Below are 13766 nucleotides of genomic sequence, written 5' to 3' on the forward strand. Positions count from 1 at the left end.
TTCCAGGAGCACCTCGACCAGCAAGGTATCCAGCGCTTGCGTTCCTGGCGAGCCGTCAGCTGACGCCGTAGCGACCAAGATCCCCGACAGAGTCAAGACTAGGGCGTGTTTGCAAAGTCGCGTCGGACCAGGCCGCGGCGTTGGGCGCCCGGCTGGGCGTGCGCCGGGAACGTCCTCGTACTGGACGTACTTGGGCGATTCGGGCGTGCGTCCAGGCGGGATGCCCGGCGTCGCGGACCCGTCGGGACTTTGCAAACACTAGGGCCGGTCCGGCCCTGGTCAGTCCGCCAGCCCCAGCGGGTCCGGTGAGGTGTCGAGCAGTTCCGGGCCGTTGGCGCGGACGCTGTTGACGGCGGTGGAGACGGCCCGCACCCGCAGGGCGCCGTCGGCGGGGCGGCGCAGCAGGTGGTGGAGTTCGCCGGCGTCGGTGAGGTCGGGGGCGAGCCAGGCGGACAGGTCGTCGGGGGCGATGGTGAGCGGCATCCGGTCGTGGACGCGCCCGGCGCTGTCGGTGGCGTCGGTGGTGATGACGGTGGTGGTGGCGAGCCAGGCCGCCGGGTCGTCCTCGGGCCGGGTGCGGTCGCGCCAGAACTCGTAGAGGCCGGCCATCAGCATGACCGAGCCGGTGCTGAGGAAGTACGGCTGCTTGTACTTCCTCCGGTCGGCGGTGGCGGGGACCTCGCGCCACTCGAAGTAGCCGTCGGCGGGGATGACGCAGCGCCGCGTGGTGAAGGCCTTGCGGAAGGCTGGCTTGAGGTGCACCGTCTCCGAGCGGGCGTTGATCATGCGGGCCCCGCCGGAGGGGTCCTTGGACCAGGACGGCACCAGGCCCCAGCGCAGCGCGCGCACCTGCCGCGACAGTTCGCCGGTCTCCCGGTCGACGCGCTCCAGGACGGCGGGCACCGGGTCGGTGGGCGCGACGTTCCAGCTCGGGGCGAAGGACTCGGCCGGATCCCAGCGGAGCTCCCCGAGCAGGGCGGCGAGGTCCTGGGGCGTGGTGGTGGAGACGAAGCGACCGCACATGCCCCCCACCCTGCCACCTCCCTCGGACAGCCGCTCAGCCCGCCGGGTGGCGGCCCGGGGTGTGGCCGAAGGTGCGGCGGAAGACGTCGATGAAGGCGCTCGCGGAGGACCAGCCGCAGCGGTGCGCGACCGCGGTGACGGGCAGGCCCTCGGCGAGCAGCACCAGCGCGTGGTGCAGCCGCAGCTGGGTGCGCCACTGGGGGAAGGTCATGCCGAGGTCGGCGCGGAACAGCCGGGAGAGCGTCCGGTCGCTGGCGCCGACCGCCCGGCCCAGCTCGGCGAGGGTGCGCGGGTCGGCCGGGTCGGCCTGCAGGAGGTCGCAGAGCGTGCGCAGCAGCGGGGTGGTGGGGGTGGGCAGGTGCAGCGGCTGAAGGGGCGAGGCGCGCAGCTGGTCGAGCAGGACGCCGCGCAGCCGGGCCCGTTCGGGGCTGTCGTCCTCGGGGGCGCGGGTGTAGGCGACGATCAGCTCGCGCAGCAGCGGCCCGACGGCGAGGACGGTCGGCTGGTCCAGGGCGAGCGGGTTCTCGGTGGCGGGCAGCCCGACCAGGTGGAGTTCCAGCTCCCCGTGGGCCTGGTGGGCGTGCACGGTGCCGGCCGGGACCCAGATGGCGCGGGTGCCGGGGGCGACCCAGGAGCCGGCGTCGGTGGTGATGGCCAGGACGCCCCGGGCCGCGTAGGCGATCTGGTGGTCGTCGTGGCGGTGGGCGTCGATCCCGGCGCCGGACGCCAGCCGTTGGGTGCGGGTCGGGGCGACGGGGTCATGGCGGATTGTCGGCATCACCTGTCAGATTATCGGAAGCCCGACAGGTGGCGGTGCGCCGAACATGGCGGCATGCCGACCAGCACACCTGACAATCCGCCGACGAGTACACCCGGCACCCCGGACGGAACGCCTGCCGAGCCGCACCGCACACCCGACGGGCTGAGCGGAACACGCGGCAGGCCGCACGGGACTCCCGGCAGGCGGAACTCCTCGATCACCCTGCTGTCCGTCGGACACGCCTGTGTGGACGTCTACCAGGGCGCGGTGGCCGCCCTGGTCCCGTTCTTCGTCGCCGAGCGCGGCTACGGCTACGCCGCCGTCTCGGGCGTGGTGCTCGCCGCCTCGCTGCTCTCCTCGGTGGCGCAGCCGCTGCTCGGCGCGATCACCGACCGGCGGCCGCTGCCCTGGCTGCTGCCCGTGAGCACGCTGGTGGGCGGTGCGGGCATCGCGCTCAGCGGGGTGAGCGGCTCGTACCCGCTGACCCTCGCCTTCGTGGCGCTGTCCGGGGTCGGGGTGGCCGCGTACCACCCGGAGTCCGCCCGGGTGGCCCGGCTGGCCGCGCGGGACGGCCACCGGGGGATGGCCTGGTTCTCGCTGGGCGGCAACCTGGGCTTCGCGGCGGCCCCGCTACTGGTGACCGTGGTGGTCGCGGGCGGCGGCCTGCGGCTGACCCCGCTGCTGGTGCTGCCGGCGCTCGCGGGCGCCGCACTGTGCCTGCCGGTGCTGCGCGAACTGGAGCGGCGGCGCGCCGCCGGGACCGGACCGGCACCGGTGACGGGGCCCGACGACCGGGCCTCCTTCGTCCGGCTGTCGCTGGCCGTGGTGTGCCGCTCGATCGTCTTCACCGGCCTGAGCACCTTCCTCTCGCTGTTCGCCACCCAGCGCGTCGGCGGCGGTACGGCGGCGGGCACCGCGGCGCTGGTGGTGCTGTACGCGGGCGGCGCGGTGGGCTCGGTGCTGGGCGGCGCCCTCGCGGACCGCTGGGGCCGGGTCGCGGTGGCGCGCTGGTCGTACCTGGTCGCGGCGGTGGCCGTGGCGGGCGTGCTGCTGGTGCCGGGCCCGGCGCTGTACGGGTGCGTGGCGCTGACCTCGGCGGGCCTGTACGTGCCGTTCTCGCTGCAGGTCACGCTGGGGCAGGACTACCTGCCCTCGCGCATCGGCACCGCCAGCGGGATCACGCTGGGGCTGACCGTCAGCATCGGCGGCCTGGCGAGCCCGCTGATCGGCGGCCTCGCGGACGCGACCTCGCTGCGCACCGCCCTGCTGCCGCTGGTGCTGATGCCGGTGCTCAGCTGGCTGCTGTTCCGCACCCTGCCGGAGCCCGCCGTGCCGGTCGTGCCGGTCGCGCCCGTCGCGCCCGTCGCGCCCGGGGACCGGTCGGCGGCCGCGAAGGCGGGGGGTTGACGACGGACTCGCGGACCCCTGGACACCGCCGTGAGCGGTGGGGCCAGGGGTCCGGGAGTCCGGTCAGCGGCTCAGGACGCGACGCTCCAGCCCTGCCCGGCGGCGGCGCCGTCGGCCGGGTCCGTGGTCACGGTCGAACCCGCCGTGCCGCTCCCGGCGTTGAGCGCCAGGCCGGTGGCGACGTTGGTGACGGTGAGCGCCCCGGTGGCGCTGTTCTGGGTGACCCGCCACTCCTGCGAGGGGTTGCCGGGCGAGTAGCTCAGCAGGGAGGCGCTGTTGCCGGGGGAGGTGCCGGCGGTGAGCACGGTGTGTGCGTGGGTGGCGGTGGCGCAGTTGTCGCTGATCCGGACGGTGCCGTCCGGGTTGGTGGTGAAGGTCCACTGCTCGGAGGTGTGCGTGGGCCACCAGGTGTTGACGTCCGCGACGGCGCCCAGCGGCGCGCTGCAGGTGCCCGCGACCTCCAGGACCAGGCCGCCGCTGCCGCCGGGGCTGAGCGCGTGGTAGCGGCCGTCGTCGACCACGGCGGTCGGGACGGTGGTCGGCTGCGCGCTGAGCCGGTACAGCGCCACGCCGTGCGGGGCCACCGTGGTGCCGAGCGTGCCGGTGACGGTCGAACTCGCGCCCGTCCACAGCTCCTTGGCGGTGTAGCCGGGCCCGGTGAGCCCGAGTTCGCCCAGGCTGGTGTTCACGGCGTGGCTCGCCGCCGGGTCCTGGTTGACCAGCAGCACGGCGGTGTCGCCGTTCGCCAGCTGCCGCTTGAGGACGACCGGCGCGGTGGCGTTCGCGGGCTTGGCGCCGACCAGGGTGGCGGGCTTGGCCAGGGAGTCCTGGTCGATGCCGATGACGTCGCGGTTCTTCAGGACCGCAAGGCTCGCCGCGTCGATCCCGGTGGACCAGGTGTGCCCGTCCGCGCTGTGCTGGGACTGGGCGGCGGTGCGCAGGTCGGCGCCGGAGATCAGCGGGGCGGCGAGCATCGCGAGGACCGAGGTCTCGGTGCGGGACTCGTCGTCGGTGAACGGCTTGTGGCAGGTGCAGGTGTCGGTGGTGCCCCAGAGGCCGAAGACGTCCTGCCAGCCGGTGAACATCATGTCGAGGTCGTTCCAGCTGCCCGGGCGCACGTTGCCGGGGTACTGCAGCGCGGTCTGCAACTGCCCGTTCCAGAGCACCCCGTCGAGTTCGCTGTCGCGGTCGCCGCCGATCCGGCAGAGGTTGGCGACCTGACCGCACCAGATGCCGGTCGGCGCGTAGCCGGGAGCCTGGAACGGCGCGGTGCCGGCCGCCTGGATCACCGGGTCGGTGCGCGCCGGGTCGTCCGCGGCGAGCAGGTACGGGACGCCGGTGTGGACGGGCTGGGCGGAGACGCTGAGGGTGACCTTGGGCCGGCCCTGCGCGGCGGAGGCGGCGTCGAGGGCGTGCTGGAAGGTCTGGACCCGGGCGTAGACGGAGCGGGTGAGCTCCTTGCCCTCGCCCTGGGTGCCGTAGCCGTGCCCGTCCGGCCCGGTGATCGGCGGGCCGTACGGGCAGTCGTCGTACTTGACGAAGTCGACGCCCCAGGAGACGAAGTCGGCGGCGTCGGTGGTCTCGTGGCCGAGGCTGCCGGGGTGCATCTGGCAGGTCAGGTAGGTGTCGGTGCCGTACAGGCCGAACTTCAGGCCCTTGCTGTGCGCGTACTGGGCGAGGTACGCGATGCCGTTGACGGTCCGTCCGTTGACGGTCTGCGAGGGGAAGTGGTCGGGGCGGGGGACGAGGTGGCCGGAGGTGGGGTCGTTGCCGGTGCCGTCCGTGCCGGCGACCGGGTTGCCGGCGGCGTCGTAGAGCTGCATCGAACCGTACGAGGTCCGCACGATGTCGCTGCTCTGGCCGTCGCGGTGCCACAGCGACCAGCCGTCGTCGATGGTGACGGTGTCGTAGCCGGCCGCGACCAGGCCGTTGGCGGCCATGAAGTCGATGGTCTGGACGACCTGGTCCTCGGTGACCTCGGTCCCGAGGGAGTTCCAGGAGTTCCAGCCCATCGGCGGGGTGAGGGCGTTGCCGTTGCCGAGGGCGGCGGCGGGGGCGGCCGCACCGACGGTGAGGGCACCGAGGCCGGTGGTGGCGAGGGCCAGCGCGAGCAGGGGTGCCGCGAGGCGGTGGGGGATGTGGCGCATGCGCGCTCCTGGGGAGTGGGGGGAGGGGTGCTGCATCGGGCAACTCGTGGGCACGGCCGGTCGGTTGGGGGCGGATCGGCCGTGGGGCGCGCCCGGGGTCAGCCGGTGACGGCGTCCGGGGGTCAGTCGAGGACGGCGGCGGTCGAGGTGTGTCCGGGGGCGACGGTGACGGTGGCGTAGGTGTAGGTCACGCCGTCGACGGTTGTGGTGCGGGTGGGCCGGGCCTTGCCGTCGACGGTGAGTCCGCTGTGCCGGCCGGTGAAGCGGGCCTCCCAGGTGAGCGGGGCGCGTCCGGTGTTGGTGAGGGTGCTGCCGCGGTGGCCGTCGTGCCGGACGGTGACCGAGCCGGCGCCGACCGGGATGTCGGCGACCTGCAACCAGCCCATCGAGGCGGGTAGTTGGGAGGCGGTCACCAGGGTGCCGGCGGCGGCGTCGGGCTGGACGCCGAGCAGGCCCTGCACGGTCTGGCTGAGCAGGGTGAACGGGACCTCGGGGTAGTCGCCGTTGAGCATCCGGCCGCTCGCGTGGAGCTGGTCGACGCCCTGGTAGATCTGCCGCATCCACTTCCAGGCGGTGTCGCCGTCGTGGTTGGCGAAGAAAGCGTCCGGCAGGTAGGTGAAGGCCTCCAGGTTGGTCGAGCGCTGCGGGCCGGAGTCGGCGGCGTCGATCGCGGCGAGGAGGCCGTCGCGGCGCGGGCCCGGGTCGAGCAGCTGCTTGACCGGCATCAGCACGCTGGACTCGTAGCCCCAGCCGGTCACCGGCTTGCCGGTGGTGTCGTAGCCGTGCACGACCTCGCCGGGCTGCTGCGGGTCCACGCTCCAGGTGGTGTTGACGTACGTGCGCAGCGCGGTGGCGGCCCGCTGGTAGCCGGTGGCCGCGGCGGTGTCGCCGTGCGCGGCGGCCAGGGTCGCGGCGGCGAGGTACGCCTGGTACTGGGCGCCGAGGGCATCGCCGGCCTCGGCGTAGGTGCTGGTGGCGTTCTCGGCGTAACTGGCGGTGCCGGCGAAGATGCTGCGGCTGGTGGCCTGCGGGACGGGGATGCCGCCGTTGTCGACCGGGCCGGGGTGCTGGGCGATGAAGGGGCCGAGGGTGTTGCGGACGTAGCCGCTCAGCGTGGGGTCGTCGGCGTAGTCGCGGTCGCCGGTCCACCGGTAGGCCTCGCCGGCCTTCTCCACCAGTTCGAACGGCGCGGGCAGCTCGCGGACGAAGCGGTCGGGGCCGCGGTAGTCGATGCTGCCGTACGTCTTGGCGTCGAAGTTGAGCGCCCAGACCGGGTAGAGCTTGTTGACCTCGGTGGCGGAGGCGGCGAAGCCGCGCAGCATGGTCTTGTTCTCGGCGTCCAGGCCGAGCAGGTGGGCGCCGACCAGCTGGTGGGCGAAGTCGCGGCTGTAGAAGTCGGAGCGGAACGGGTAGCCGGCCCAGTAGGTGGTGTCGTAGGTGGTGGTGCCGGTGCCGCCGGGGTTGTTCTCGTCCATGTCGAGCACGCCGGTGGTGCCGGCCTGCTGCACCCAGCTGTTGGCCTTGGTCTTGGCCCAGTCGAACAGGGCGACGACCTCCGGGTCGGAAGAACTGATCTGCGGGTCCCTGGGGGCGGACGGGGCGACGGCGGTGTCGTCCACGTTGACCCAGCCGGTGGGGGAGGAGCCGATGGTGAGGGTGAGCTGGTCGCCGGCCGCGACGCGCACCCGGGGCAGCGTGTACTTCGCGTAGGTGGGCTGCTCGGGCAGGGTGGTCGAGCGGACCACGGTGCCGTTGACGCTGACCGCGAAGGTGCCGCCGGCGCCGCCGGTGGCGATCCAGGCGGACAGGTCGTAGCTGCCCGCGGTGACGGCGGTGACCTGCTGGCTGATCCGGTAGCCCGGGCCGGCGTCGAGGTAGGCGAGGCGGGTGCCGCTGTGCGGGTTGTTGGTGGCGACGCCGGTGTGCGCGGTGAGGGTCCAGCCGTCGGTGCCCTGTTCGAAGCCGGGGTCGGTGAGGGTGAGCGGTTCGCTGCGGGTGAGGGTCCAGCGGTGGGCGGGCCGGGCGTCGCAGTGCCGGCGGTCGGATGCGGTGTCCTGCTCGGATGCGGTGTTCCGCTCGGGCGCTGCGTTCCGCTCGGGCGCCTCCGCCGTGGTGAGACAGGCGCCGTGCGCGGCCAGGGTGTAACTCCCGCCCGGCGCGGGGGAGATGGTGAAGGTCCCGGCGGCGGGGTCGGTGTCGCAGTCGGCGGTGCCGGGTCGGCGCCCGGTGCCGTCGAGGGTCAGGCAGCGCCCGCTGGCGGCGTTGACCAGCCGGTAGCCGTCGGTGCTGCGGCGCAACTGCCAGCGCTGGCTGAGCAGTCCCTGGCAGGCCGCCACGACGACGGGCGTGCCGGCCGCCGACTGCGCGTACTGCGGGCCGAGGCAGCCGCCGTCCAGGGCGGCGCCGATGACGTAGCCGCCGCCGTCGACCAGTGGGGCCGCGCCGGCCGCCCGGGCCGGGCCCGCGCCGATCGCCTGGACGGCGAGGACGGCCAGTACCGCGAGGCCCGAGGGCAGGGCGCGGACGGGTCGGCGGTGCGGGGCGCGGCTGGGGGGCATGGCGGTTCTCCTGTCGGGCGGGTGGCCGGGGCGTGACCGGGGTTTGAACGTTCAAATCCCTGGGCTGCGAGGCATCATGTGTATGACGGGTGACATGTGGTATTTCACATGCTCGTCCGAGTCCCGTCAACGGTCGGCGCACGGTCGGCTGCTTCGGGGTGAGCGCGAAGGTCCACTGTGCTTTTCGTACCCCCGGGGGTATCATCGACATCGTTCGGAGATACCCCGCCCCGTATCGGCCGTCGAGGCCGTGCGCTGGCACCTATACCAGTGGGGGTATCGAGATCGCGCTGCGGCGCCCGACGCCACCCGGGCCTGTCCAGCCAGCGGCTCTGTCCCGTATCCGGTGGTAACGGGCTGTGATTCAGGCGAGGAGGATGTGGTGGCGGAGGAGCTTGAATCCGGCTCTGCCGTGCATCTGTCGCATGATCCTTTTGGTGCGGGTGTTCACGCCTTCAGTGCGGCCGTTGTGGTGCGGGGTGGTGAGTCCGGCGTTGACGGCGGCGCGGTCGAGTTCGAGGCCGTTCGCGAAGGAGTGCAGGTGGGGCAGGGCGACGGCGCGTACTGCTGTGATCCAGTCGGTGAGCTTGGCATCGTTGCCCTCCGCCGGGGTCAGCAGCTGAGCGAATTCGGCTGTCAGGCAGGCGAGTTCGGTCATCTCGGGGCAGGTCCCGGCGAGTTCCCCCAGTAGCGCGGCGTCCTTGTCGCGCAGGTTTTCGGGGCGGGTGAGGAGGAGGCGGGCGAAGTGTCGCGGGGTGGTGACCGGTTTGTCGCCCTCGGCGCGGCCTTGGGTGATGTAGCGGACCAGGAGGTTCGCGCTGCCGGTGTAGCCGAGCTCCTTGATTTCACGCAGGAGGTGGGTGACGGGCACCGCGGGGTCCTCGGCCCGGCGCCGGCGCAGGTGGTCGCGGTAGGGGTCGACCAGTGTGGGCTTGTAGCGGGGTGCGCGGCGCTCTGCGGTGGGCTCCTTCATGCGGGCGTAGCGCTTGACGGTGTTCAGGGCGACGTCGAGGCGGCGGGCGCAGTCGAGCAGGCCGACGTCCTGGCCGAGGAGCTGGCCGAGGAGCTGGTGGACCCGCTGCCAGCGCTCGCGGGTGGTCTGCTCGTGTATGCCCCCGGGCCTGACGGGGTTCACCGCGGTGGCCCAGCAGACGGCGTGGGAGCGGACCTCGGCCAGGACTTTGCCACACAGGTTGCTCCACATGTGCCACCTGTCGCTGACCTGCACCGCGTCGGGCAAGGCCTGGCGGATCGCCTCGCCGTAGGAGCCGGAACCGTCGCGGCAGACGTACTCGGCCCCGGGGTTCGCACGCAGCCACGTGACCAGCGTCTTGGTGGTGCGGTCGGGCAGGACGTCGATCCGCTCGCCGGTCTCGGCGTCGATGATCACGGTGGCATAGCGCTGACGCCGGCACAGGGCGAAGTCGTCGATGCCGAGCACGCGCGGGACGCGCATCGGTGGCACCGCCTGGCGCATGAGTAGGCGCAGGGCGGTCGATCGGGAGATCGCGCAGGCAGTATGCGGAAGAGGCGGGAGCCCGCCCGGCCTGCTAACTCCTTTACGACTTGGCCGAGTTGGTCGGCAAGCCGACGTGTGCGCCGCTGGTAGCGTTCGATCAGGCCGGGGACCTGCTCGCGGAACGTCTGCCGGGGGCAGCCCAGGACCGGGCAGACCATGCGCCGCACTCGCACCGAGGCCACGACCCGACGTCCGTCCACCGGCACGTCCGCGACCACCCGCTCGTGGAAGGCAGGCACCTGCCCCGTCCGCTGCCCGCACATCGGGCACGGCACCGGATCGTCCCAGGTCCGCGCCGACACCCGGATGACCTCGCCCTCGTCCGTCACACCCTCAACGACGAGGGCGGTGGCGGTACCCGGTCGCCCGGTTGACGCCCAGCGCCGCGCAGGCTTTCACGCGGCCGACCACGCCGGACAGCGTCTCCAGAGCCGCGGTCCGGGCGTCCTCGAACACCGTGCCCGCCGTGCCGTCCAGAACGGAGGCGTCGCCTGTTCAGGCGAGGGTGGCGAAGGGTTCCGAGTGCACCAGCATCCTGTCGCGCACGCGGGCGTACAGCGCGAGCAGTTGCTCCTGTCCGGGGGAGGACATGTTGGGAACGGCGGTGTCGGCGTCGTGTTTCTTCAGCAGGGCCGACAGGGACTCGTCGGTGAGGTCCCGGGGCAGCGCTCCGCAGACCCCCCGGGGGTCCAGGAAGCCCGTGAGGTCTTCGAAGCCCAGCACGGTCACCTCGGCGCCGGAGCGCACGAGCGGCGGCACGAGTCGGTCCGCGCGGAATTCGCCGAGCACCAGAATGCGCGTCATCTCTCCTCCGGCTGTTCGGAAGGGGCTCTGCGGTGTGCCCGGATGGTGTCACTGATTACACGTCAGTTCAGCTCGTGAAACACGGTGTTGCGGCCGCAAGTGCGGGAGGCGAGGTCGAGCACGTCCTCCGTGACGGTCAGCATGCCGCGGGAGTCGGCCACGTAGCGCAGCGCCTGCCAGTGCCGGTGCTCGTCGAAGTCGGCGACCGCGTCGGCGACGAAGAATGCCTGTACTCCGTGGGCGAGGCGCCCGTCGTCGTCAGCAGGCAGCCGAGATGGGCGTACACGCCGGTGACCAGCAGCTGGTCGCGGCCGTGTGCGGCGAGCACGGCGTCGAGGTCCGTGCCGTGGAACGCGCTGTAGCGGTGCTTGGTGAGGACGGTGTCGCCCGGGTGCGGTGCGAGGAGGCCGGTGATCGCGTGGTCGTCGGGGCGGTCGTCGAGGCTCGGCCCCCAGAAGTCCGTGAGCAGGCCGCGCGCCGAGGCGGGCTGGCGGGGTGGTTGTGCGGTGTAGACCACGGGGACTCGGCCCGGCGGCAGGCGGCGATCAGGCGGCTGATGTTCGGGGCGACGTGAAAGACCTGAGCATCCGTTGGCGGTAGACACGGGTCCTGGCCGCGGTCCGGCGGACTGCCCCCACCCCGTTACTTCGACAGGGCCAAATCGGTGACCGTGGCCGGCATGGTTGGCGTCTGCTGCAACAGCTCGCGGATCCGGTCCTCGCCCCCGTCGACCGCCGATCCCTTCAGCGGGCGGCCCTGACGAGAGCGACCAACGCCCATGGGTTACTGGTCATGCGCACATTCAAGGGAAGGAGACATCGCCGGGACGTATGCGTTTTTCGATAGGCTGACGACAGGCTCCGGTGCGTAGCATTGGTACATGCGTGTCTTGATCGTCGAGGACGAGCTGTACATGGCAGAGGCCATCCGTGACGGGCTGCGCCTGGAGGCGATTGCGGCGGACATCGCCGGTGACGGCGACACCGCCTTGGAGTTGCTGAGCGTCAACGCCTACGACATCGCCGTCCTCGACCGCGACATCCCCGGCCCCTCCGGTGACGAGATCGCCGAACGGATCGTCGCGGCGGGATCGGGCATGCCCATCCTCATGCTCACCGCCGCCGACCGGATCGACGACATGGCCTCCGGGTTCGGGCTCGGTGCCGACGACTACCTCACCAAGCCGTTCAAGATGCGTGAACTCGTCCTCAGGCTCAGGGCGCTCGACCGCAGGCGCGCGTACATCAGACCGCCTGTGCGGGAGATCGCGGGCCTGCGGCTGGACCCCTTCCGTCGCGAGGTCTACCGCGACGACCGTTACATCGCACTCACCCGCAAACAATTCGCCGTGCTCGACGTGCTCGTCGCCGCCGAAGGCGGCGTCGTCAGCGCCGAGGAACTGTTGGAGCGGGCCTGGGACGAGAACGCCGACTCGTTCACCAATGCCGTACGCATCACGGTCTCGACTCTGCGTAAACGCCTCGGTGAACCTCAGATCATCGCCACCGTGCCCGGCGTCGGATACCGGATCACTACCCAGGCGGACATCAGGCGTGAGGGCAATGCGGGCGCCTAGAACACCAGGCTTGAGCGTCCGCCTCAAATTCGCCCTCAGCTATGCGGGCTTCGTCATGCTCGCGGGCGTGCTGATGCTGGCCACCGTGTGGGTATATCTGCTGCGCGGCCTGCCCAGTGCAGCGAGCAGCCCTAACGGGCTCGTGCCCATCCGCACCATCGTGCTGCACGCCTACACTCCGGCGGCGGCCGGAGTGCTGGCGCTCCTGCTGGTGTTCGGCCTCCTGGGAGGCTGGCTGCTCGCCGGCCGAATGCTCGCCCCGCTGACCCGCATCACCGACGCCACCTCCATGGCCGCGAACGGGTCGCTCTCCCACCGGATCGAGCTGGAAGGCCGCGAGGACGAGTTCCGCGAGCTGGCCGACGCCTTCGACACCATGCTCGCGCGCCTCGAAGCGCACGTCACCGAGCAGCGGAGGTTCGCGGCCAACGCCTCCCACGAGCTGCGCACCCCGCTGGCGATCACGAAGGCCCTTCTCGAAGTGGCTTTCAACGACCCGGCGCGAGACTCGGGCGAGCTGTTCCGACGCCTCAACAACGTCAATGCCAGGGCGATCGACCTCACCGAGGCATTGCTCCTGCTCAGCCGTGCCGACCAGCGATCCTTCACCCGGGAGCCCGTCGACCTGTCCCTGAACGTCGAGGAGGCCGTCGAGACGCTGCTTCCCATGGCGGAGAAGCACGGCGTAACCATCGAGGCCTCGGGCGACATCACCCCGACCATCGGCTCCCGCGCGCTCCTGCTGCAGATGACAGTCAATCTCATCCATAACGCGATCGTCCACAACCTGCCCGGTCGGGGCATCGTGCGGGCAACGACCGGCATCCATCCCGGAAGCGTGACGCTCACCGTCGAGAACACCGGCGAGATCCTCTCAGCACAGCTGGTCTCGACCCTCACCGAGCCCTTCCAGCGCGGCACCGAACGCATCCGCCATGACCACGCGGGCGTCGGCCTGGGCCTGGCCATCGTCAAGAGCATCGTCGAAGCGCATGACGGAACCCTCACCATCGCCCCGCGCCCCGGAGGCGGCCTCCACGTCACGGTGCGGCTGCCGACCGCCCCTCCGCCGGCCCGGCCCGTGAAACCGATCACGTAGCCAGCGTGGACGTGACTCTGTGTTGTCGGCGATCGGCGGCGACGAGTAGAACTCGCTTGCGGAGCAGGGGATGTCCGGCACGACCTGCCATCTGCCGCTTCAGGAGCTTGATGTTCGTGACTCTGCCGAGGACGCCCGGACCGCGGCTCTGGAGACGGTGTCCGGCGTGGTCGGCCGCGTGAAAGCCTGCGCGGCGCTGGGCGTCAACCGGGCGACCTGGTACCGCCACCACCGGAAGTCCCCGCCCCCGCCGAGGCCGGTCCGGGAGTGCCGGCCGCGTCCGAAGGCGCTCACGCCCGCCGAGCGCGAGCGGGTGGTGGCCAAGCTCAACGGCGAGCGGTTCAAGGACACGGCACCCGCCGAGGTCTACGCCACGTTGCTGGACGAGGGCGTCTACCTGTGCTCGGAGTCCACGATGTACAGGATCTTGCGCAAGCGCGGCGAGGTCCGCGAGCGGCGCCGGCAAGCGACCCACCCACCGTGCAGGAAGACCGAGTTGATGGCCAGCGCCCCCAGCCAGGTCTGGTCCTGGGACGTCACCAAGCTGCGAGGCCCGCACAAGTGGGTCTTCTACTTCCTCTACACGATGATCGACATCTACTCCCGCTACACCGTGGGCTGGATGGTCACCACGTGCGAGAGCGAGGAACTCGCCAGGTGCCCGGTAGCCGCGTCCAACTCGGGGCAGCGGGCCAGGATTTCCTTCAGCTTGCGCTGATCCTCGCCACGGATGCGGTCAGGGTTGCGCTTGATCAAGCCGGTCACTTGGCGCACTCCCGGTGACCTCGGCGGGGGCGGGTCGTCGGGTGTGAGTCGGAAACCAGTCAGCAGGGTTCGTCCCGCCCACTGATGCACCCCGCACTCAAGGACTCA

The 13766-nt window shown here is 71.8% G+C and carries 10 protein-coding genes and 1 pseudogene; 4 read left to right on the forward strand and 7 right to left on the reverse strand.

What is annotated here, in order from left to right; genetic code table 11:
* Nucleotides 1–279: 279 nt before the first annotated feature.
* Nucleotides 280–1023: an SOS response-associated peptidase gene (locus ACIOJE_RS29630; protein ID WP_280684286.1), complete on the reverse strand. Its 744-nt coding sequence runs from the start codon at nt 1021–1023 to the stop codon at nt 280–282.
* A 34-nt stretch (nt 1024–1057) separates the two neighbouring features.
* A complete protein-coding gene (locus tag ACIOJE_RS29635; RefSeq protein ID WP_280684296.1) occupies nt 1058–1801 on the reverse strand; it encodes a helix-turn-helix transcriptional regulator in 744 nt (247 codons plus the stop codon).
* Nucleotides 1802–1855: 54 nt separating this feature from the next.
* On the opposite strand from ACIOJE_RS29635, the gene ACIOJE_RS29640 reads away from it, so the two are divergent.
* A complete protein-coding gene (locus ACIOJE_RS29640) occupies nt 1856–3190 on the forward strand; it encodes an MFS transporter (protein ID WP_400780275.1) in 1335 nt (444 codons plus the stop codon).
* Nucleotides 3191–3261: 71 nt separating this feature from the next.
* Here ACIOJE_RS29640 and ACIOJE_RS29645 read toward each other — a convergent pair whose 3' ends face one another.
* The 5 genes and pseudogenes from ACIOJE_RS29645 to ACIOJE_RS29665 form a co-directional block, all read right to left on the reverse strand.
* Nucleotides 3262–5337, reverse strand: coding sequence for an RICIN domain-containing protein (locus tag ACIOJE_RS29645; protein ID WP_280684282.1), 2076 nt, complete (start codon nt 5335–5337; stop codon nt 3262–3264).
* Nucleotides 5338–5459: 122 nt separating this feature from the next.
* Nucleotides 5460–7895: an RICIN domain-containing protein gene (locus ACIOJE_RS29650; RefSeq protein WP_400780278.1), complete on the reverse strand. Its 2436-nt coding sequence runs from the start codon at nt 7893–7895 to the stop codon at nt 5460–5462.
* A 364-nt stretch (nt 7896–8259) separates the two neighbouring features.
* Nucleotides 8260–9743, reverse strand: a pseudogene (locus ACIOJE_RS29655) (ISL3 family transposase).
* 166 nt (nt 9744–9909) lie between these two features.
* Nucleotides 9910–10218 carry a hypothetical protein gene (locus ACIOJE_RS29660; protein ID WP_400780280.1) on the reverse strand — a complete coding sequence of 103 codons (309 nt, stop codon included), beginning with the start codon at nt 10216–10218 and terminating at the stop codon, nt 9910–9912.
* A gap of 136 nt (nt 10219–10354) precedes the next feature.
* Nucleotides 10355–10735, reverse strand: a complete 381-nt coding sequence (locus tag ACIOJE_RS29665) for an isochorismatase family protein (RefSeq protein WP_400780282.1) — start codon at nt 10733–10735, stop codon at nt 10355–10357.
* A 363-nt stretch (nt 10736–11098) separates the two neighbouring features.
* On the opposite strand from ACIOJE_RS29665, the gene ACIOJE_RS29670 reads away from it, so the two are divergent.
* The 3 genes from ACIOJE_RS29670 to ACIOJE_RS29680 all read left to right on the forward strand — a co-directional run bounded on the left by ACIOJE_RS29670 (nt 11099) and on the right by ACIOJE_RS29680 (nt 13611).
* A complete protein-coding gene (locus tag ACIOJE_RS29670; RefSeq protein ID WP_280684278.1) occupies nt 11099–11794 on the forward strand; it encodes a response regulator transcription factor in 696 nt (231 codons plus the stop codon).
* Between the two features lie 10 nt (nt 11795–11804).
* Nucleotides 11805–12893 (forward strand): sensor histidine kinase, encoded by a 1089-nt coding sequence (locus ACIOJE_RS29675; protein WP_400780285.1) that lies wholly within the window; start codon nt 11805–11807, stop codon nt 12891–12893.
* Nucleotides 12894–12963: 70 nt separating this feature from the next.
* A complete protein-coding gene (locus ACIOJE_RS29680) occupies nt 12964–13611 on the forward strand; it encodes a DDE-type integrase/transposase/recombinase (protein WP_400780288.1) in 648 nt (215 codons plus the stop codon).
* Nucleotides 13612–13766 lie beyond the last annotated feature (155 nt).

The sequence above is a fragment of the Kitasatospora sp. NPDC087861 genome (genome assembly GCF_044742585.1).
Lineage (GTDB): Bacteria > Actinomycetota > Actinomycetes > Streptomycetales > Streptomycetaceae > Kitasatospora.